Here is a 20,485-nt window from a genome sequence, read left to right as displayed (position 1 = left end):
AAGGGAGGATGAGATTATGTTGAAGAAATTCATAACATTACTGACAACTCTTCTTCTCTCCTTTCTCATGATTGGGACTGTCTGTGCAGAAGAAACCAGCTATATTCGTGATGAAGTCTCAGCCTTTTCAAGCAAGGAAATAACAGAGATTAACAAAGCGGCTAAAGCTATTGAAGAACAATATCATTTGAAAGTTTACTTTTTAGCAGCAAAATCAGTAGGTGAAGATGGTATTTTGTCTTATGCTGAAAAGGTTTATCAAGAATCTGCAGGCACAGCTGAAGGTATTCTCCTTGCTGTTGATAAAGAAAAAAATGAATGGATCCTATATTATGCCGGAAACGCTAAAGAAAAGCTAGGAGCAAAGAGTGACGACATACTTTGGAAAGCTTTTAAGAGTGGGAAAAATATTTATAGCGGTGTTCGGTATTATCTCAATAAAGTAACCAAATTGCTCAATGCATCGGCCAATCCATTACTGGTAGATGAAGCGGACTTGCTGAAGCCGGATCAAGAAAAAGTCTTACTAGCAAAGCTCCAAGACATTAGTCAGCGCCAAAAATGCGATGTTGTTGTCGTGACCGTTAAGAGTCTGGAAGGAAAAAGTGTTCAAGACTTCGCAGATGACTACTTCGACTACAATGGCTACGGTCAAGGAAAAAATCATGATGGGGTGCTTTTCTTAATCAGTATGGCAGAACGGAAGTGGCATATTTCAACGACAGGCTACGGCATCACTGCTTTTACCGATGCTGGCTTAGACTACCTATCAAAGCAGTTCTTGCCTGATTTAAAAGATGGTGACTACAATGCTGCTTTTACAACCTACGCTGAGCAGTGTGATGAATTCCTCACTCAAGCACGAAAAGGGCAGCCTTATGATGTAAAAAATCTCCCTAAGGAGCCTTTAAGTTGGTACTGGATTCCTGGAGCATTGGCTATTGGCTTTGGTATTGCCTTTCTCATCGTAACGGGAATGAAAGGTCAGCTCAAATCTGTCTATCATCAAACCGGAGCCACTGATTACATCAAGAAAAATAGTCTCCAGATTACCAATGCTCAAGAATTCTTCCTCTACTCAAATGTAGATAAGAAAGCAAAACCGGAGCCTAGCAGCTCCAGTGATTCTGGGGGTAGTAGCACACATACATCTTCATCAGACAGAAGTCACGGGGGCAGTGGCGGAAGTTTTTAGATGGATAATAGTGGAAGTTAAAAAAGGTCAGGATATTTATGCTGACCTTTTTATTACACTTCATTTTACAACGGGGCGAATTTTAAAATTTTCAAACGATGTTGTCCACAATAATTTTATTTCTAGGGGAATTCAACGAGGAATTGGAAATGCTATTATTTTGCTTTACATCATTTTCCAAGTCAGAAAGAATGTCTTCATTTGCCAGTTGATTTTCATACAAAAAAGTAGCAAACATCTTTCCTTTTATATTTGCATTGAAATCTGCAATGACTTTTGCATAGAAATAGCGTTTGCCTGCCAAACCTAAGACAATCAACATATTTCCAAGAATTCCCAACATCAAGATTTGCCAGAGAATTTTTAAATTTAAACTATCAATAATCATCCGAACAAGCGTTGGGTTTAAAACTGACTCAACCCATGTCAGCACGATAAACAGAAAGTAAATCGCTAGTAGTTTTTTTGAAATAAATCGTTTAAGCATATCTGATAAATCCTTATAGAACATATGAATACTTTAAAAACTCTCAAAAAGCTGTTTGAGAGTTTTAAGCGCGCCGTAGCAATTTTTTAATCAAACTGAGAATTTTAAATTTTAATGGCTGTGGATAATAGCGGAAAGTGCCCATTTTGCGAACGATGTAACCATTGAAGTTTTGTTTGAAACGGAGAACGCCGTCAGACCCGTCGAAAATTCCTGTAATACCAAGAAAATTGTAAAAAGGAATATTTCGCTTGATAGCTTCTTTCATGACATATTCTTGAAGAAGTGCTGGGGCGTAGAATTTGTTAAATTCAGGATAGGAGCCACTAAAGAGGTAAGTCGCTTCCTGTGGTGTGTAGATAAAGAGGCTGCCTGCAAGAACTTGGTCCTCTGTTCCATATTTATCTATCAATTCTTGCGCTTCGGCTTTGCGTGTTTCAAAACTTTCAAATTGACTAGAGAATTCACGCAGTTGATTGTGCTTCTTCTCTGATTGAGGATTTTTTTCTAAATCCGCTTCTAATTTTTTGATCTTTTGTTCTAGTTTTTTTTGATCATTTTGCAGATGTTGCAAATAATCTTGAAAATTAAGCGTTGCAATCATAAAGTCTGCTTGATTACCAAAAGCATCGTAGAAATCTTGGTAGTAATCTAAAGATTTGTCACTATATTCACGCCGTTCGGAAGTGGCAGAAGTGATTTCTTTGAAAATATTTAATTCATCTCGCTTCAATTTTTTTAATTGAATGCCGAAAGTATTCGCCTTTTTGACGGTTGATTTGCCATTTTTGCTGAAGGATTTGATGAGGTCTTTTTCGGTAAGACCTGCCAGATCTTTGACATAGTGCCAGTCAGGTTCCCCACCGGGATAGCCAGTCTGTAAACCATCAAATTCATAACCTAAGTCTGTCAAATCTTTTATCAATTCTGTTTTTTCGGGCGAAGTAGGTTGACCATTGCTGTCAAATGTTTGATAAGTTTCATAAGGTTTGACAATTAGCTCTAAAGCGCCATTTTCTTTAGCGTAGGTCTTGAGTTCACGGTAAAAAGCTTGCAGGTCGTGAGGATTTGTTGAAACAGGGCCACAATTTATTTCCATGTGAAGTCCACCTGTCATGGGCATACTGTAGAGCACAGCTGAAACAGTCACTTCGTCATGCTCATTTGTGTATCCTACATATTGACAAGTAAAGCCACGTTTTGATAAGAGCTTCTCCATTTCTACCGTCTGCATAAAAGAACGTTGAGCGCAAGAAGCGCTGTGTTTTACAAATTCTTCCTGACGAAGTTGTTTGAGTGTCATGCGATTCCTTTCTTAGTGTTTGCTGCGGTATTTCTTTCTCAAAGTATAAGCAAAGTTCGAGAGATGATAGAGAGGATTAGTTGGGAGGTTAAATTCACCGACAAACTCTTCAATGGTTGGATTGAACTTGGACTTAAAGTGATAAAGTCCGCCGTCTAAATCATTTTCAACACCACCCATGTTTTGCCAGTTCGCCCCACGGTCAAAGGCGTGCTTTGCTGTTTCATACCAAGTGAGGAGAGCTGGCTGGTAGCGGCGGTATTCTTCATCCATTCCAGCATAGATATTTTCAGAAGTGGCACCATATTCGAGAACCAAGGTTCCAGATAAAGGCACGGTTGTGGCACCTTGAGCAATTTTTTCTGACAAGAAATCCATTTCTTCTTGCAGTCGTTTTTGTTCTTGCTTATTGTTTTCAATTTTACCAGGTTTAGTTTTTTCAGTGAATTTGCTGGCTTCTTTTTCAGCCTTGGCTTTTTGAGCTTGAAGACTTTCTAGACGCTCATTTAGGTCAATGCTTGCAAGTGTGATATAGGAATGCTCTGGGTAAGTATCAAGGAGTTTTTGATAATAGTCCTTCCCCCGCAAGTGAATACTCTTTCGATTCTCGGTTTTTTTCATCAAAGCAGAGAAATCGTCTAAAAGCTCTGAACCACCAAATTGGACTTGAATACCTTTGTTGCGAGCAGTGCGAATAGCTTGTCGTGTGCTTTTCGATAAAAGTTCTTCACTGAAATTATCCTTGTAAATATTTGCTTGAAAGCGTGGCTGAATGGTTTCATCCAATAATTCAGTGCGTCCAAGCCAGATAGCACCTGCTTTTTGCAAGTTGTTAATCAAATCAAGAGTTTTTGGATTGTCCTGTCGTTCTTCCCCACTTTGATTTTGAACTAAGAAAAGACTAGGATCAAACTTGATAAAAAGAGCTTTTTTAGTTTTGGCAAATTTTTTTAAAGAAGTCAGAACAAAGTGTAGCAATTCCTGATCTTGATAGTCCATAATAGGGCCACGCGGAATATAAAGCATGGTCATACTGAGCGGCAGTGGCTTGATGAGAATGCTGGCCGAGGCTACTAATTGATTATTTTTGTAGAAACCAATTCGTTCATTGTCCCAGTTATCTTTAACCTTTGCCCAAGAAGCGCTTTGAAGTAAGTTGGTTTGAGAACTTTGCTTAACAAAATCATCGTGTTCTTGAGCAGAGATTCCGATTTTATAAGTGTACATTAGTTTAAAACCCACTCTCTAATAGCGTATGCAACGCCTGATTCGTCATTTGATTTGGTAATGTATTTGGCGATTTTTTTCAGTTCATCAGTCCCATTTTCCATTACAACAGGATTTCCAACGACTTCTAGCATAGAACGATCATTTTCTTCGTCACCAATCGCCATAGTCTCCTCTTTTGTCAATCCTAATTTTTCTGCTAGATGCACGACTGCAGCTCCTTTGTTGACAGTTTTTTTGACAATTTCTAAGTAAAAAGGTGCAGATTTTACGAGTGTGTATTTATCGTACAATTCTTTAGGAAGTTTCGTGATTGCTTGATCCAAAATTTCTGGTTCGTCAATATACATGATTTTGACGATTTCTTTATCTATCATTTCCTCTGGAGTGCGGTAGTAGACTGGCATATTAACTAACCCAGCTTCGTAAACAGTATATTTTCCAATGTTACGGTTAGCAGTATAAATGCCGTCCTTGGTGATAGCGTGCATATGAACTCCTAGCTTGCGGCTGAGGCATTCGATGTCCAGATAATCCTCATAAGACAGGGGTTCTTTGATATATTCCTCCCCTGTTACTGTATCTTGCACCAGCCCGCCATTGAAGGTAATGACATAGTCGCCTGGCTCATTTAGGTGTAATTCTTCGAGTAAATTTCTCACTCCTGGAATAGGGCGTCCGGTTGCAATGACGATCTTTACTCCAGCATCTTTCGCATCTTGTACAGCACTGAAAACCTCAGGTGTGACTTCTCTTTTATTGTTCAATAAGGTTCCGTCAATGTCAACGGCAACTAATTTAATACTCATGTTTGTGTGATTCTCCATAGATAAATTGGTCATTTTTGATATACGACAAGAAAGTTTTGCTATTTTCGCTAAAAAGTCCAGCATCTTTCAGCATTTCTTTTGGAAAATAGAAACGATTGTCACCGTGTCTTGTACCAGCTAATGCTTGGACAATAGCTGATAAAGTGGATAATTCAGCAAGATTGCCATCTTTTTGCACAATTTCAATCTGCGTTCGCGGATTTTCTACATGTGGTCGATAGAAATCATACGGCAAGTCAAAATTACGATGAATGGCAGTGTAGTAGTCAGGGTTAAAGCCGACTTCTGCAACTAAATTCCGCATGATATTCAGATGTTTTTCATTTTTTTCAGAGAAAATAATGGATTTAAAGACTTTACGGTTGATGAAACGCTGTGCTAAATCAGATAAAATCGTATCAGGACTCGTCATCCAAACTTGGAAATAGGTGTTCATAACTCCATCATCTAAAGCAAGATAATCTTTCAAAGTCACTCTTTTTTCAAAGAAAGGAATAAGGTTGGGAGAAGAGAGTGCAAAATAGTCTTTCTGCTTTTCATAGAGAAATTTTGCTCGCTTGAGCAAATTCTGTAAGAGTACCTCCATCGCACGACTAGCAGGATGAAAATAAACTTGCATATACATTTGATAACGACTGACGACATAATCTTCCACAGCATGCATACCGCTGCGTTTGAAAGCAATGCCATTTTCTACTGGACAAATAACGCGCAAAATCCGTGTTAAGTCAAATTGTCCATAAGAAGCACCTGTATAGTAGGAATCTCGCAAGAGATAATCCATACGATCCACATCGATTTGACTGGAAATCAACTGAACAACCTGTTTATTAGGATAAGTATGGTTGATAACACTGGCTACTTTTTCTGGAAAATCAGGTGAAACTTGAACCAGCACTTGGTTAATCTCTGTTTCAGGGCTCGTGATAATCTGGCGTGTAATTTCTTCATGGTCGGTATCAAATAAACGCTCGAAAGTATGTGAATAAGCGCCGTGACCTACATCGTGCAAGAGAGCTGTTGCCATGACTAAGAGACTTTCATGACGATTCCAAACTTCTGGATATTTTTCGTTAAAAATCTTTGTGATGCGTCTGGAAATTTCGTAGGCTCCAAGACAATGTGAAAAACGGCTGTGTTCGCCTCCATGAAAAGTATAGCCAGAAGTTCCCAGCTGTTTAATGCGGCGCAGTCGTTGAAATTCTTTAGTGTTTATTAAATCATAGATGATTTGGTGATCTACATGAATGTAATTGTGCACGGGATCACGAAATACTTTTTCAATCATGGCTCTATTATACCATAAAACAGAAGAAGACCACACTGAAAAAATTAAAGGAAAGAAAGGAAGAAATCTTTGAGATTTTCTGATAAAATAGAAAAGAAAAGCAGTAGATGAGGAGTTTATAGTGTGAAGATTAGAATCAAAAATCAGATACAGTTTGATGAACAAGTAGAACAAATTGATCAAACTTATGACGGAGAATGGCAGAAAAAGGGAGCTTATCATTACTTGCGTTTTGAAAATGAAGAGAATGAAAATGTTGTTTTGAAGTTTCAGGATGAAGAACTAGTCATGACACGCTTCTCTACTCCTAAATCTTTGATGCGGTTTATCAAAGGAGGAGAAGCCTTGATTGGAATTCCCACACCGGTCGGCATACAGCAATTTATCACAAAAACAAGTCATTACCAGGTTGATTTGAAAAAGCAGACACTTGAACTGCATTATCAATTGAGAACACCTGATGGCGGTCGAACTTTTGCGGATTATCAAATGGAAATTTCGTGGAGGTAGAAAGTGATGGGAAGAATCCTTTTTAGTTTAGTAATAGCGGCTATTTTTATTCTCAGCAGATTTATTTGGTTTTTTATAACAAGACAAAGCTTAATATGTTCTTTGACCTAACAGGGACACTTGTCATAGCGATTATTTTATTTATTGTGTCTTATTCTTTGTTGGGCAAAATAGATAGAAATTGAACTTTTTTGCTTGAAAAAATTGAAGAATCTGATATAATAAAAACACTCAAGGGAGTAGCTAGCGGGATATCCGTTACAAGGTCGTCAATACGAAAGCAATTTCCGGCCTTGTATGAAACAGCGAGACTTGTTACAGCAAACAGGTCTCTTTTTGTTTGTCAAAAAGAGATTAAAGGAGGAACTATTTTGTCGAAAGAACAAAAGCGCCAAGCGTTTTATACGCAAAGTTCGGAAGAAGTTTTAAAGAATTTGGAAACTTCTAATCAGGGTTTAACAAGCAATGAAGCTACTAAGCGTTTAGATGAGTACGGTCGCAATGAACTAGATGAAAGAGAGAAAAAATCCCTTCTGATGAAATTCGTTGAGCAATTCAAGGATTTGATGATTCTCATTTTGCTGATTGCTGCTATTCTTTCAGTTGTGACTTCAGGTGGTGAAGATATTGCAGATGCGATTATTATCCTAGCTGTGGTCATTATTAATGCCATTTTTGGAGTTTACCAAGAAGGCAAGGCAGAAGAAGCAATTGAAGCACTCAAATCTATGTCTAGCCCAGCTGCGCGCGCGCTGCGTGACGGGCATGTGACAGAAGTGGATTCTAAGGAATTAGTTCCAGGAGACATCGTTATACTGGAAGCTGGTGATGTGGTACCTGCTGATATGCGTCTTTTGGAAGCGAACACGTTGAAAATCGAAGAAGCAGCTCTGACTGGTGAATCTGTTCCTGTTGAAAAACATCTGACTGTTGGTGTAGCTGCGGATGCAGGACTGGGTGATCGCATCAATATGGCTTTCCAAAATTCAAATGTTACGTATGGACGGGGAATGGGTGTAGTTGTCAATACAGGTATGTATACGGAAGTTGGTCATATTGCTGGTATGCTTCAAAACGCTGATGAAACAGATACTCCACTCAAGCAAAATCTAAATGGTCTGTCAAAAGTGCTCACCTATGCGATTTTAATTATTGCAGCTATCACTTTTGTGGTTGGTGTATTTATTCAAGGAAAAGATCCACTGGGCGAATTGATGACATCAGTCGCACTTGCTGTTGCAGCGATTCCAGAGGGGCTTCCTGCTATTGTAACCATTGTCTTGGCACTTGGTACCCAAGTTTTGGCGAAGAGAAATTCTATTGTTAGAAAGCTTCCTGCAGTTGAAACGCTTGGCTCTACTGAAATTATTGCTTCTGATAAGACTGGTACGTTAACTATGAACAAAATGACAGTTGAGAAAGTCTTCTATGATGGTAGCTTGCACGAAGCAAAACAGGCTATTGAGCTTGGGCTCGACTTGCCTTTGCTACGCTCGGTTGTACTTGCTAATGACACTAAAATCGACCAAGAGGGGAAACTCATTGGTGACCCAACAGAAACAGCCTTTGTTCAGTATGCACTTGATAAGGGCTATGATGTTAAAGCTTTCTTAGAGCAATATCCTCGTGTAGCGGAGTTGCCGTTTGACTCGACCCGTAAGCTCATGTCAACTATTCATCCTTTGCCGGACGGTAGATTTTTGGTTGCTGTAAAAGGTGCGCCAGATCAACTCTTAAAACGTTGTGTGTCTCGTGACAAGGCAGGAACTATTGCGCAGATTGATGAGGCAACGACTCAGCTGATTAAAGATAATAATTCAGGTATGGCTCATCAAGCCTTGCGCGTGTTGGCTGGCGCCTACAAAATTATTGATGAAATCCCAGAAAACTTAACGTCTGAAAATCTTGAAAATGATTTAATTTTCACAGGTATGATTGGAATGATTGACCCTGAGCGTCTAGAAGCAGCAGAAGCCGTTCGCGTTGCCAAGGAAGCAGGGATTCGTCCAATTATGATTACGGGTGACCACCAAGCTACGGCGGAAGCCATTGCCAAACGTCTAGGAATTATCAATGATGATAGTAAAGACCATGTCATGACTGGTGCCGAGCTTAACGAATTGTCAGACGAAGAGTTTGAAAAAGTTGTTGGTCATTATTCTGTCTATGCGCGCGTATCACCTGAGCATAAAGTACGGATTGTCAAAGCATGGCAACATCAGGGGAAAGTTGTTGCTATGACCGGTGATGGTGTCAATGATGCACCAGCCCTGAAGACAGCCGATATCGGTATTGGAATGGGGATTACAGGTACAGAAGTTTCGAAAGGTGCTTCTGATATGATTTTGGCTGATGATAACTTTGCAACGATTATCGTGGCTGTTGAAGAAGGCCGTAAAGTCTTCTCTAACATTCAAAAGACGATTCAATATTTGCTTTCGGCCAATACGGCAGAAGTTTTGACTATTTTCCTAGCAACTCTTTTTGGTTGGGATGTGCTGCAGCCGGTTCACCTACTTTGGATTAATTTAGTGACAGATACTTTCCCTGCCATTGCTCTGGGGGTTGAACCTGCTGAGCCAGGTGTGATGACGCATAAACCGCGTGGTCGCAAGTCTAGCTTCTTCTCAGGTGGTGTCATGAGCTCGATTATTTATCAAGGATTCTTGCAAGGTGCTTTGGTACTTGGTGTTTATGCCTATGCCTTGATGAATCCTGTTCATGTTGGGGATATGAGAGCCATTCATGCAGACGCATTAACTATGTCTTTTGCAACGCTTGGATTAATTCAGCTCTTCCACGCTTTTAATGTGAAATCTGTTTATCAATCACTTCTAACAGTCGGGCCATTCAAGTCTAAAACCTTTAATTGGTCTATCTTAGTTTCCTTTATTTTGCTAGCTTCCACTATTTTGATTGAGCCATTAGAAGGAATTTTCCATGTAACAAAATTGGATCTTTCACAATGGACAGCAGTCCTTATTGGCAGTTTTTCAATGATTATCATCGTGGAAATTGTCAAATTTATCCAACGCAAACTTGGCTTTGATCAGAATGCTATTTAAGAAAGAAAAAGTCATCTTCGGATGACTTTTTCTAATAATCTAATAATCTAATTGAAAAGGAAAGATATGGAAAAAATACTAAAAGAAAAATTAGCACAGGATATGCCAATTTATCAACAAGAAGAAATCCTTTGGATGTTAGATCATGTTGGTCATCCAAATTATAAAATACGAGATGACTTAATCTTTGTTTCTCTAGCCAGAGCCATACAAGAACAGTTATTTACAAAGGACCAGTTTGATTTTGTAGTGGTTGAAGCTCTTAAACGACAGGGACTTTTGTATAAAAAGGAAGAAGTTGGTCAGGCTACTCTGATTCGATCTTTTACGGCTTTATTATTCGCTAATTTGCTAAATGCAGATGCTAAAAAAATTCACTTTATTTTAAAAGACTTTCTAGTCATCAAAGAATGGCTCTATTTGAACAAGGTCTGTCTTATTTATTGTATGAAAATGATAGCACTGGTTATTCTGAAGAATATGGTTGGGTGCATGCCTTTGCTCATGGTGCAGATCTTTTAGTTGAGATTATCTGTCATCCAGATTTTCCTATAACACGAGTAAATGAGGTTCTTCAAGTGTTAGAAAAGATTTTTAAAAGAGTGGATTGGCGCTTTATTAGTGATGAAGAATGGCGTTTGGCACGAGTAATCTATCAAGCTGTTTTAAATGAGAGGCTCTCACAAACCAGAGTTGCGGTTTGGTTAACTTCACTTAGCTTTCCGTTAGAAAACTCAATAGACTTCATACAGTTTTCCAATGTTCGTTCGTGCTTATTAGAAATTTATCTCCAATTAAATAAAGAAAAAGTTCTTGCAGACGAGCTGAGAGAAGCCATTCACTTATTTTCGTACTAGATTTCAAAAGAGATAAGTGTAGCTACAATTTCTTCGTTAAAGTGCTTCTTCTTGTATTTTAAAAAAAGAGATAGGAACGATTGTCGTCAAAAATCATAGGAATTTTTAAGTTTTTTAGTATAAAATTGAGGTAAAGAGGAGGGATAAAAGATAGTCAAATTAGTGATATTTGAAATTGGAATAAGGAAAATGATACGATAGAATACAGAAAAAGCCTTGGGAACTGCATCTTCCAAGGCTTTTTAAGTGTTTTTTGTTTCAGGTAGATGTGTGCTGAGAGGGCTAAGTTTTTATGAGAACACCCTTGATTTGTATATCGTTAAATTATAAAGAATCTCGTTTATTCTTTGTTAGTCAGCTTATTAAAGTGATTAGTATAGTGCAATTTTAATTTATCTTCTCCCAAAATATCAAGCACTTGTATGGCTTGTTTCATTTTTTTAATTCCGCTACTTGATTGACGCTTAAATTCAAAGTAACCAGTAGCATAGAGAAAGACGGTTTGTTCGTAGAAGTTCAATTCGTTATCTAATAATGATTTTATCTCACTAATTAAATAGGAACAATTCGAAAATTCTTCCTTATCTATGCTAAGAATGAAACAATTTATAGCTAGCTGAGTAACAATCCGTTTATTGGTTTTATTCAATGATGAGTAGAGGTAATTGTTTAACATTTCCTTTGTTAATAGGAAGTAGGACTTGTAGTTAATTGTTCGTACGCAGTTACCTAATAAAATGATTTCATAGTAGCCCCATTTTTCAACTTTGAAGAGATAATCTGTCAATTGAAGTAATTCTTCATCTGATGGAAAAATAGTTGAATCCATTGTGTATAAAATGGATTTTACCATTGTTTTTTCAAAAGAATTTAAAGTGTAATTTGAGGAGTCGGAAAGTAGATATACTATATTATTGATATCTTGTGATGAATATTGCTTACGAATGTACTGTACCAAGTTGGCAAATAACTCAGTTTTGGTGTAGTCCTGATCATGTAAGATAAGAAACTCATCGAAAGAGATATGCAGTTTGTCTAAATATTGATAAGTCGAGTACAAGATATTTCCGATTCACCACGTTCAAAACGAGAAATTTGTGATTTAGAGAGATGCTCATCCGCTACAGAAGATAAACTGACTTGTTTACCTTTACGGACCTTTCTAAGTGTCATACCAAGTTTTGATTTCATAATTTCCCGTTTTCCCAACAAAAAATGATTTTATTTTATTTATTGTACAATAAATAAAAATAGAAAGGAAGTCAAAGTATGAAGAAAATTTCAAAACTTTTGCCGATTTTGATTTTGGCAATGGATATTATCATTATTGTTGGTAGATAAAATGCTTAGGTGTATACCTAAGTTTTGGATACTCTAAAGACTTATACCATTAATTATGAATAAAATAATGAAGAAAGTTGAACATATTATGAAAAATAATTTGCTAAGTAGAATTCAAGATAAGAAGGCAAATATTACAATTTGGGGAGCAGGATATATAGGTCTATCCACAGCTTACCACTTTGCATTAGTAGGTTTCCGTGTCAAAATTTTTGATACTAATCATAGATTGATACAGAATCTACTTGAAGGAAATTTACCATTTAAAATTGACTTAGATGAAGAAATATTTAGTGAATTAATATTTAAGAAGTCCATTTTACCAGAAGTTGTAGAACACGCTGATACATATTCTAATGAGATACAAATTATCTGTATTAATACTGAAAGAAATGGAGTACCTATTAGTAAACCATTAACTACTGTATTAGATAATATAACAACAGTATCTGAACAACTAGTTATTATTGAAAGTACAATTTCTCCAAATTGGATTGATACAATTGTAAGACCAAAGTTGAATGATTTGCAGTATCTAGCACTGGCTCCTAGACGAGACTGGTTTTTAGAGACTGGATTAAATTTAAAAACACTTCCTCGAGTTATTGGTACATTGGGATCAAATTATCGTATGGAGGTTTTGAAATTATATGAAATGCTTTCTGATGTTGTGATTGAGGTAACGGATGCCTATCACGCTTGTTTAGTGAAGGCGGTTGAAAATTCTATACGTTATATTAATGTTGTATTTGCTAATGAAATGATGAGAGCATTTCCAAAATATAATATTGCAGAAATTTTCAATGCTGCTTCAACTAAGTGGAATATTCCTTATTATCATCCGTCAATTGGAATTGGAGGGTACTGTCTTCCGTTAGCTCCTAAATATATTTTAGATGCAGTCGATGATAGCAAGGAGTTGTCTATGCTAAGGGAGTCAGTTAACTCTGATTTAAAACAGTCTGACTTTATTACTGATTTAGTCAAAAGCTATAACTGTCAAAAAGTAGGAGTATTAGGTTTAAGTTATGCTCCGGAGACTAAAATTTGGAAGAACTCCCCAGCTATTAGTTTAATCCATTCTTTGTTAAGAAATGGAATGGAGGTAAAAATAAATGATCCATATTACTCTAGTGAAGAAATTCAAGAAATAACGACTGTTCAATCTTTCAGTTTAAATAGTGAGTCATTACAAGAATTTGACATATTGATAATTGCTACCTCACATAAAAGTTATGATGGAGAATTAGAAAGATTCCTTTTTGATTTAGATAAAGAAATAATTATTTTTGATAATTTTGGAGTGAATAAGAATCTATCTAGATTACCAAATATTCATTATTTTGAAATTGGGAACTTCCAATATAATGAAAGTAGGAGATAAGGTGAAAAAAGCATTAATAATTACAGCCCATCCAGATGATGCGGAAATTTCTATGGGTGGACATATAATTAATATGGTTAATAGTGGTTTTTATGTCAAACTGCTAGTCTTATCGGTTCCAGAAGATAAAACGAGGATTTTAGAAGCAGAAAAGTCTGCAGAATTTCTAGGAATAGAATTAAAAATAATTAGTGAAAAATCTCAAGTTTCTCAGTTTAGTTCAAGCGAATTAGTTTCAATTATTGACAACGAAATTGAGGAATTTAATCCATCTTATGTGTTTACACATTGGGAAAATGATGCTCATAAAGATCATCGAATCATATTTAAATCTGTACAGTCCTCTAGTAGGCGTCATTCGTTTACTTTTCTATCGTTTTCTCCTCCCAATATATATGTTAGCAATGCTTTGCAGTTTGTTCCAAATATTTTTGTAGAAATAAATATTGAGAAAAAGTTGAGGGCTATCGAATTCCATAAAAGTCAAGTGAATAAAAAGTCATACCCAATCGACGGCCCTAAAGTTCAATCTGTCTTATTTGGTAAACATATAGGAGTAGATTATGCAGAGGGATTTATACTGATTAGACATATAAATAGGAAGTGTTAATGCGGAAGTATGAAACAAATAATATTATCCACTGGGAGTACTAGTTCTCTAGGGTTAGATAATCTAGCAACCTTTGAAAAATTTACTAACAATGAAGTATATGATTATGAAATTTTTTTCCAATCTAGATTGGAATTGACCGCTTCTGAAATAAAAAAAGTAAAAGAATATTGCAGCCAAAAGGGAGTAAATGTAAATTCTATACATCCTTTTATGGAGGGATATGAGGTTCCAAATCTATTCTCTGTAAATATAAAAAAATATACAGAAGCCAAAGACATATTCTACCGATTTTTAGAGATATGCGTATTATTAAATTCAAAATATTTGATTATGCACGGCCCTTTACAAAATTGTGATTGGGACAACAGTATTGATAGAATAAAGTTTTTAATAGCTGAAGCTGAAAAGTATAATATTGATATAGCGATTGAAAATAAAGACTATACACTTTTCTATTGTCCTGAGCAGATTATTCTCTTAAAAGAACAACTGGAAAGTGATAATTGGGGATTTGTTCTAGATTTTAAGTCTGCTTGGAAAGCAAATATATCTTTAACAGATATGGTAGATGCAATGGGGAAGAGGTTATTATTTTCTCATGTTTCGTTTAGGGATTTAGAAAATAATAAATATGGAATTTCATTTCAGAAACCTGATAAAAGTGTATATAAAATTTTTTCATATATAAAGGAAAAATACAAGACTCCTAGATATGTCATTGAAGTTGATTTAGTAGAGAGTGAAATTGATATTATTCGAACAATTTCTCATGTAGAGGGACTATTATGAATTTAAGGAAGAAAGTTAAAATATGAAAAAATGCTGGCTTACAACAAACTTTGAAGACTATGTAAAAGCATCAAGTGCGAATGAATTGACGTTACTTGTAAAAAATCAAGAAATTGATTTGTTGGAAATTTCAAGTTTTTATGATGTAGAATTTGAATTTTATACAAAGGATAGATTATCAATAACATACAAAGGAAAAACTATAGATAGCGAGTCAGTCGTTATTTATATTGGAAGTAACCTCATGTGTCAGAAGTCTGTAGAATTATACGCTAGCAATAGAAATTATAATTTTACTTCATATAAAAATATTAGTGATTTTTTGGATACTGAGTTTGAAAAGAAATATGATTATGTGACTATTGTCTGTAACATTGATAATATTGATGACAGTAGTTTTTATAAATGTACAAACAAAGTCAATATTAATAATATTTATACTTCAGTCGGCTTTCTTTTGTATGACGACATATATGATTTAACTTATCAGATATTTAAAACAGTATCTTTAGAAAATACCTTTAAAGATAATTCTTTATTGATTGCACACGATGAAAAGATGAAAAACAAAAACTATTTTAATTTTTTTGATTCGTCGAAAGGCAACTTCCCTTATACTGATGAGATGGATATTTTTTCATTCCATGGACACAGTCGAGAAGATAAACTCTTTATTTATAATGGATATATATGTTGTACAAATAATGACAATAATGTGATGGAGGCGCGAAGTGGGTGTGATATTCCTCATTGGGCTAGAAATCCAGAATACTATGAGGGAAAAAAGGATATAGTAGATAATAAAGAGATAAAATGTAAAATAGCCTTTTTAAATTCTTGTAGTGGTATTCACTTTAAAAAAAGTCTATATCGAAAGGAATATTGGATTTCTGAAGGTTTTCGTGTTAGCTATCCAGCTGTAGTAATTGGGAGCAATATTATTAAAGATGGTAGTAGTATTGAAAATATATTCTTTATAGAATTAATAAAAGCTGGATATAGTGTGGGAGAATCAGTTAATATTTTAAATAAAATGTCAAAAGACTTAAAATATGATACTGGTTCATTTTGCATTTTAGGTGCTCCTGAATTTAGGCTTACAACTCTAAATAGTAGTTCAGAGAAGATATTGTATGAAATCAAAGATTTCACAGATAATCTTCTTATTTTAAAAAATCGTTTAAAAAAATATTTGGAAATTTTTCATAAGCAAAAACAAATAGATATTTATGGCGTAAAAGATAAACGAATTCAGAATATACAAATAAATGTAGAAAATCAGCTACAATCGCTTGTGCGAAAAATTAATATTTCAAATATACATAGATATAATTTATGTCAATTAAATCATGAAATGGATGTTCTAGAAACTCAATTAAGAGATTTACAGGATAGAATAATTTCAGATTTGAGTATGAAGACTAGAACAGGAAATTATCTATTTTCAGAGTATTATCATGAACTTTCAGAAATAGATTATGAAGAGTTCCGAGAAAACTCTTGTCCAAATTGTAATAATTCTATTCTGTTACAGAAATTCACAGTGCTTCCAGAAAATGTAAGTAGGTTTGTATATAAATGCTCAAGATGTGGTACTTCAATTGATTTGCCTAGGAATGTCTTTAGAGATATAAATTTAACAATGGAAATTAATATAGAAAAATTAGAAATAAAGGTGTTGTTCGACTATCAAAACCTAATTAAGAAGGGAGAAATTGCAGCAGTAGATTGTGAAATATTAGAAGCTGATAGATATTCAATTGAGAGAGTAGTGGCTAATAATCAAGATAGTTTGCAGGGAGAGACTGCTTTTAAATATAATCTCCAAAAGACACCGCTGCAAGTATATTATTTAAAAGTATATATAATGATCAACGGTGAGTTACTACATAGGAGTATTCCTATAAATTTGTAAGTTAGTAAAGAATTGTTGGTGATTAGATATGGGATCAAAAATTTCAATCTTAGATAGACTATATTCACGGATATATATTCAGAAATTAAAAAAATTAGGTGCAAAAATTGAAGAGAATGTTGTGATTTGCTATGGAGCAAAGCTCATTTTTAATAAAGGATGTTTAATTCAGAAGGATACAGTCATCGGTAGATTCGTAGTAATAGAAGCAGATAGGATTACAATTGGAAATAATTGCTTATTTTTTCCAAAAACTATGATTTACTCTAAGGAAACATTCAGTTTGGGAACAAGAGGAAAAATTAGTAAAGATTGTATATTTAGGGCAAATAATATAAATATCGGAAGAGAATTTTGGTGTAATGAGTCAGTAAGAATTGGAGAAGGTGGATGGAATCAAAAAAGTGCAAATATTAAAATTGGTGATTATCAATTCATAGGACCTCGAGCGCAAATAAATGTAAGTGATTCTGTGGAACTAAGGGGATATGGTGGTCTAGGAATCGAGGCAATGATTTTTACGCATGGTGCGGGACATGGTCAATCGGCAATTGATGGATATTATGCTGAACAAAATAAAGTTATTATTGAAAAAAATGTATCCATTTTAACAAGGGCTATTGTTCTACCAGGTGTCATAGTTGGTCAAGGTACTACTGTAGCAGCAAATGCTATCGTAACCAAGAGTTTTGCACCCAACTCATTAATAGGAGGAGTTCCGGCAAAGTATATAGGTCCAAGTAGTAAAGAAGTTTCTGTGAAAGAGCGAAAAAATATAATTGTTGATATTTTAAGTGAGGGATTGGGAATAGAACCAGAGATAAAAAATAATAGCTTTTGTTTTGAGAAATTTAATGAAAATATTATTTTTCAATATAATTTAGAAGAAATTGAATCTACTGATTCTATTGATCAAAGAGATATTATCATTTTTTACCAAGGGGATAATAAATATCATAAAAATTATAGTACCTATATTGATTTGAAATCGAAAATAATTTCAGGCAAAACAACTAAGGCTTCAGAATTTTTAAGAGATAAATTTAGAAGAAAGGGAGTAATCTTAAATTATAAAAATTATAGTCCATTTTTATTGAATTATAATTATTTAATAATTAATAAGATTGAAATTTAGATGAGATATGGGATTATCGAAAATGATTAATAATGTGTTTGAAAGTTGTATTCATACTGAATATCATTTAATTGATTTATCGAAGATAAAAGAGAAGAGAATAGCAGTCATAGGGGAAAATAAAGCTGAGTACTTAAATATGATTTTAAATCTCATGCTACAAGGTAAAGTTGTTATTCCAATTAATCCGATTCAAACTAATTCTCAAATTGAAACACTTTTGAATATATCCGATGCTGAAGCAGTATTATCAGATAATAACTTTCAGTGTAAAAGTGAGAAAAAAGTTTATCAATTTTGTGAATTCAATAATATTTATAATAATCTTGAAATAGGGATTTCGGATACTCCTTTAGTATTTTTTACATCAGGTACCACAGGAGCTCCTAAATCGGTTGTGATTAATAAGATATCTTTTACAGAATTAATTAATCTAATGATCTCACAGTTAGAAATTTCCAGTGATGATATATTATATCTCCCTTCGCACATTGCCTTTATTCAATCTCTCTGGGCTGCCATGATAGTTATTTTTACGGGGGGAAGAGTAATTTTTAAAGATAGAATTACTTATAAAAATTTTTTCAAGGAACTTCAATTAAACGATGTAACAATAACTGTTATGGTACCTACTATGATGAATAAACTTGTTAATTTATATACAAATACTCTCGAAGAGTGCGAAAAATTAAGATGTATTATTGTAGGTGGAGAGGTTATAAATAAAGATAGTGCAATCTTTTTATTAAATAAGTTGAAAAACGCAAATATAGCAAATGCATATGGAATGGTAGAGACAACCGCAGTTTGTTGTCTACAATATGGACGTGATTTAAAAAATATTAACTCTGTTGGTACATCTTTACCGGGGGTTGAAGTTGAAATAAAGAATATGGATGATGATGGGAAAGGTGAAATCTGGATAAAGACAAATCGCTTTATGAACGGATATTATCCGAATAAACATACTGATGAATGGATATATACAGGAGATAGAGGATACAAAAATAGGGAAGGTCTTCTATTTGTAACAGGTCGAGATAGTATGTCAATTAATAAGGGAGGGATAAAAATTAACCCTATTGAAATTGAACAAATTATTCTTCAGTTGCCGGATATTCAACTTTGTAAAGTTGAAAAAATTAGTGACATTATTTACGGAGAAAATTATATATTAGAAGTTATTTCTGAAGTGAAAGATAGTAATAGAATAAAAGAACTGATTTTAACAAACTTAGGTAAATATTATTTACCTCATTCAATAAAATTTGTTGAATCTATAGAAACAACTTCTAGTGGGAAATTGAAGAGAAAATAGTATGGTCAAAAAGGGAAATATCAGGTTAAATTATCCGAAAGGTTTCTTTGATCTTGATGAAATTCAATTTAAAAAATATTGTGACGTAGAAAATAATTTGAGGGATATAGCATCTATAAATGGTTTTGAATTGATCAAAGTTTCATCTGCTGTTTATAGTCATTTAAATGAATACACTCATGCATCTATAGGAAGGTATTATCAAATTAAAGATGAAAAAGATAGAAGTATAGGACTAAGCTCGGATGGTTCTATGTCTATACTGAGATATTTCTATAACAATAAGCAGGGTTATAGTAGCTATAAAGTTTGTTCTAATGCAACAATATATCGAAAAAATAAAAAACTACGGGAATTTTCACAATTTTGCTATGAGATTTTTAATGCTTCTTCAATCGATGAGTTACAGTTTAATTATATCAATTTAATTATTGAGATTCTTGATTCACTTGAGTTAGAAAGTATTGTTATATTAACTAATTTCAATATTTGGAAAATAATTTTATCAAAATATAATAATTATAAAGAGGTATTATATGAGTTAAGAAAGAGTAAAGACATGTTAGGAATGATAAATTCATTAAATATCAATCCAAGGTATGTAAAATTTTTATTAAAATTTCATAAGGGAAATTTTACAATATATGATTTGTTAAACTATTGTAAAGTAAATCAATTATTTGAATTAATTGATGAACTTTGTCAAATGCAGAAATATATAGAGTTCATACGACATCGTCTTACTATTCAAATTAATTTGTTTGATTTTAGAGGCTCTGAAGTTTTTGAAGGTATTTACTATAAATGTGTAGATAAAAATGAGAGACCATTTTTAGATGCTGGAACTTACTCTAATTTAATATTTGAAGTAACTAAAAAGGGCATACTAAGTGGTGGTTTAGCGGTTTGTATAGAAGCTCTTTTAGATAGAATTCAAATTTCAAAAAATCCTAAAAAAGTTTTTGTGAAATATGTTGGTGGAAAAAATTTTAAAATTGGCGATTTTTATAATATTCTAACTCTCATTCGAAAGGAAAAGTTGAAAAAGTTTTTTATTAAAGAAGAGGTTAGTTCATTGTCTCTAGCAAAAGCGAAGAGGAGGGCATACAATCAGAAATATGATTTTTTTATAGCTATTGGTGAAAGAGAGAAAAATAGGAGTGAAATTATGATTGAAGAATTACAAACACGTTCAAGAAGAATAATAACATTAAATGGAGGGTAATTA

The 20,485-nt window shown here is 34.1% G+C and carries 15 protein-coding genes and 3 pseudogenes; 12 read left to right on the top strand and 6 right to left on the bottom strand.

Annotated features, from left to right (window positions below):
- Positions 1-16 precede the first annotated feature (16 nt).
- Positions 17-1,195, top strand: a complete 1,179-nt coding sequence (locus HMPREF1514_RS04015; RefSeq protein ID WP_037597402.1) for a TPM domain-containing protein — start codon at positions 17-19, stop codon at positions 1,193-1,195.
- 160 nt (positions 1,196-1,355) lie between these two features.
- On the opposite strand, the pseudogene HMPREF1514_RS04010 reads toward HMPREF1514_RS04015, so the two are convergent.
- The 5 genes and pseudogenes from HMPREF1514_RS04010 to HMPREF1514_RS03990 form a co-directional block, all read right to left on the bottom strand.
- Positions 1,356-1,682, bottom strand: a pseudogene (locus HMPREF1514_RS04010) (ABC transporter ATP-binding protein); the annotation flags it as partial.
- 64 nt (positions 1,683-1,746) lie between these two features.
- The gene (locus HMPREF1514_RS04005; RefSeq protein ID WP_037597400.1) at positions 1,747-2,985 is read right to left on the bottom strand and encodes an aminoacyltransferase; all 1,239 of its coding nucleotides are present in this window, start codon (positions 2,983-2,985) and stop codon (positions 1,747-1,749) included.
- Positions 2,986-2,997: 12 nt separating this feature from the next.
- The gene (locus tag HMPREF1514_RS04000) at positions 2,998-4,212 is read right to left on the bottom strand and encodes an aminoacyltransferase (RefSeq protein ID WP_037597399.1); all 1,215 of its coding nucleotides are present in this window, start codon (positions 4,210-4,212) and stop codon (positions 2,998-3,000) included.
- Positions 4,212-5,021 carry a sugar-phosphatase gene (gene yidA / locus HMPREF1514_RS03995; protein ID WP_003069839.1) on the bottom strand — a complete coding sequence of 270 codons (810 nt, stop codon included), beginning with the start codon at positions 5,019-5,021 and terminating at the stop codon, positions 4,212-4,214. Before yidA ends, HMPREF1514_RS04000 begins: the two co-directional genes overlap by 1 nt.
- Positions 5,011-6,330 carry an HD domain-containing protein gene (locus HMPREF1514_RS03990; RefSeq protein ID WP_037597398.1) on the bottom strand — a complete coding sequence of 440 codons (1,320 nt, stop codon included), beginning with the start codon at positions 6,328-6,330 and terminating at the stop codon, positions 5,011-5,013. The genes yidA and HMPREF1514_RS03990 overlap by 11 nt, the downstream gene beginning before the upstream one ends.
- Before the next feature lie 123 nt (positions 6,331-6,453).
- On the opposite strand from HMPREF1514_RS03990, the gene HMPREF1514_RS03985 reads away from it, so the two are divergent.
- The 3 genes and pseudogenes from HMPREF1514_RS03985 to HMPREF1514_RS03975 all read left to right on the top strand — a co-directional run bounded on the left by HMPREF1514_RS03985 (position 6,454) and on the right by HMPREF1514_RS03975 (position 10,762).
- A complete protein-coding gene (locus HMPREF1514_RS03985; RefSeq protein WP_003025360.1) occupies positions 6,454-6,840 on the top strand; it encodes a DUF1934 domain-containing protein in 387 nt (128 codons plus the stop codon).
- 371 nt (positions 6,841-7,211) lie between these two features.
- Entirely contained in the window at positions 7,212-9,905 is a 2,694-nt protein-coding gene (locus HMPREF1514_RS03980) for a cation-translocating P-type ATPase (protein WP_037597396.1), read from the top strand.
- 66 nt (positions 9,906-9,971) lie between these two features.
- Positions 9,972-10,762: pseudogene (locus HMPREF1514_RS03975) on the top strand (DUF2785 domain-containing protein).
- 340 nt (positions 10,763-11,102) lie between these two features.
- On the opposite strand, the pseudogene HMPREF1514_RS03970 reads toward HMPREF1514_RS03975, so the two are convergent.
- Positions 11,103-11,953, bottom strand: a pseudogene (locus HMPREF1514_RS03970) (Rgg family transcriptional regulator).
- A 78-nt stretch (positions 11,954-12,031) separates the two neighbouring features.
- Here HMPREF1514_RS03970 and shp3 point away from each other — a divergent pair.
- The 8 genes from shp3 to HMPREF1514_RS03935 all read left to right on the top strand — a co-directional run bounded on the left by shp3 (position 12,032) and on the right by HMPREF1514_RS03935 (position 20,482).
- Positions 12,032-12,103, top strand: coding sequence for a peptide pheromone SHP3 (gene shp3 / locus HMPREF1514_RS09455; RefSeq protein ID WP_142917870.1), 72 nt, complete (start codon positions 12,032-12,034; stop codon positions 12,101-12,103).
- 67 nt (positions 12,104-12,170) lie between these two features.
- Positions 12,171-13,487, top strand: coding sequence for a nucleotide sugar dehydrogenase (locus HMPREF1514_RS03965; RefSeq protein ID WP_232007997.1), 1,317 nt, complete (start codon positions 12,171-12,173; stop codon positions 13,485-13,487).
- Between the two features lies 1 nt (position 13,488).
- The gene (locus tag HMPREF1514_RS03960) at positions 13,489-14,097 is read left to right on the top strand and encodes a PIG-L deacetylase family protein (protein WP_232007999.1); all 609 of its coding nucleotides are present in this window, start codon (positions 13,489-13,491) and stop codon (positions 14,095-14,097) included.
- A 9-nt stretch (positions 14,098-14,106) separates the two neighbouring features.
- Positions 14,107-14,889 (top strand): sugar phosphate isomerase/epimerase family protein, encoded by a 783-nt coding sequence (locus tag HMPREF1514_RS03955; protein ID WP_037597391.1) that lies wholly within the window; start codon positions 14,107-14,109, stop codon positions 14,887-14,889.
- A gap of 22 nt (positions 14,890-14,911) precedes the next feature.
- On the top strand, positions 14,912-16,804 hold the full coding sequence (locus tag HMPREF1514_RS03950) for a hypothetical protein (protein WP_037597389.1): 1,893 nt from the start codon (positions 14,912-14,914) through the stop codon (positions 16,802-16,804).
- A 28-nt stretch (positions 16,805-16,832) separates the two neighbouring features.
- On the top strand, positions 16,833-17,939 hold the full coding sequence (locus HMPREF1514_RS03945; RefSeq protein ID WP_037597388.1) for an acyltransferase: 1,107 nt from the start codon (positions 16,833-16,835) through the stop codon (positions 17,937-17,939).
- A 7-nt stretch (positions 17,940-17,946) separates the two neighbouring features.
- Positions 17,947-19,257, top strand: a complete 1,311-nt coding sequence (locus HMPREF1514_RS03940; protein WP_037597384.1) for an AMP-binding protein — start codon at positions 17,947-17,949, stop codon at positions 19,255-19,257.
- A gap of 1 nt (position 19,258) precedes the next feature.
- Positions 19,259-20,482 (top strand): ATP phosphoribosyltransferase regulatory subunit, encoded by a 1,224-nt coding sequence (locus tag HMPREF1514_RS03935; RefSeq protein WP_037597383.1) that lies wholly within the window; start codon positions 19,259-19,261, stop codon positions 20,480-20,482.
- The last annotated feature ends 3 nt before the right edge of the window (positions 20,483-20,485 follow it).

Source organism: Streptococcus sp. AS20 (assembly GCF_000524255.1).
GTDB lineage: Bacteria > Bacillota > Bacilli > Lactobacillales > Streptococcaceae > Streptococcus > Streptococcus constellatus.
The sequence above is the reverse complement of the archived record's forward strand: the minus strand, read 5'-3'. Positions and strand labels throughout refer to the sequence as shown.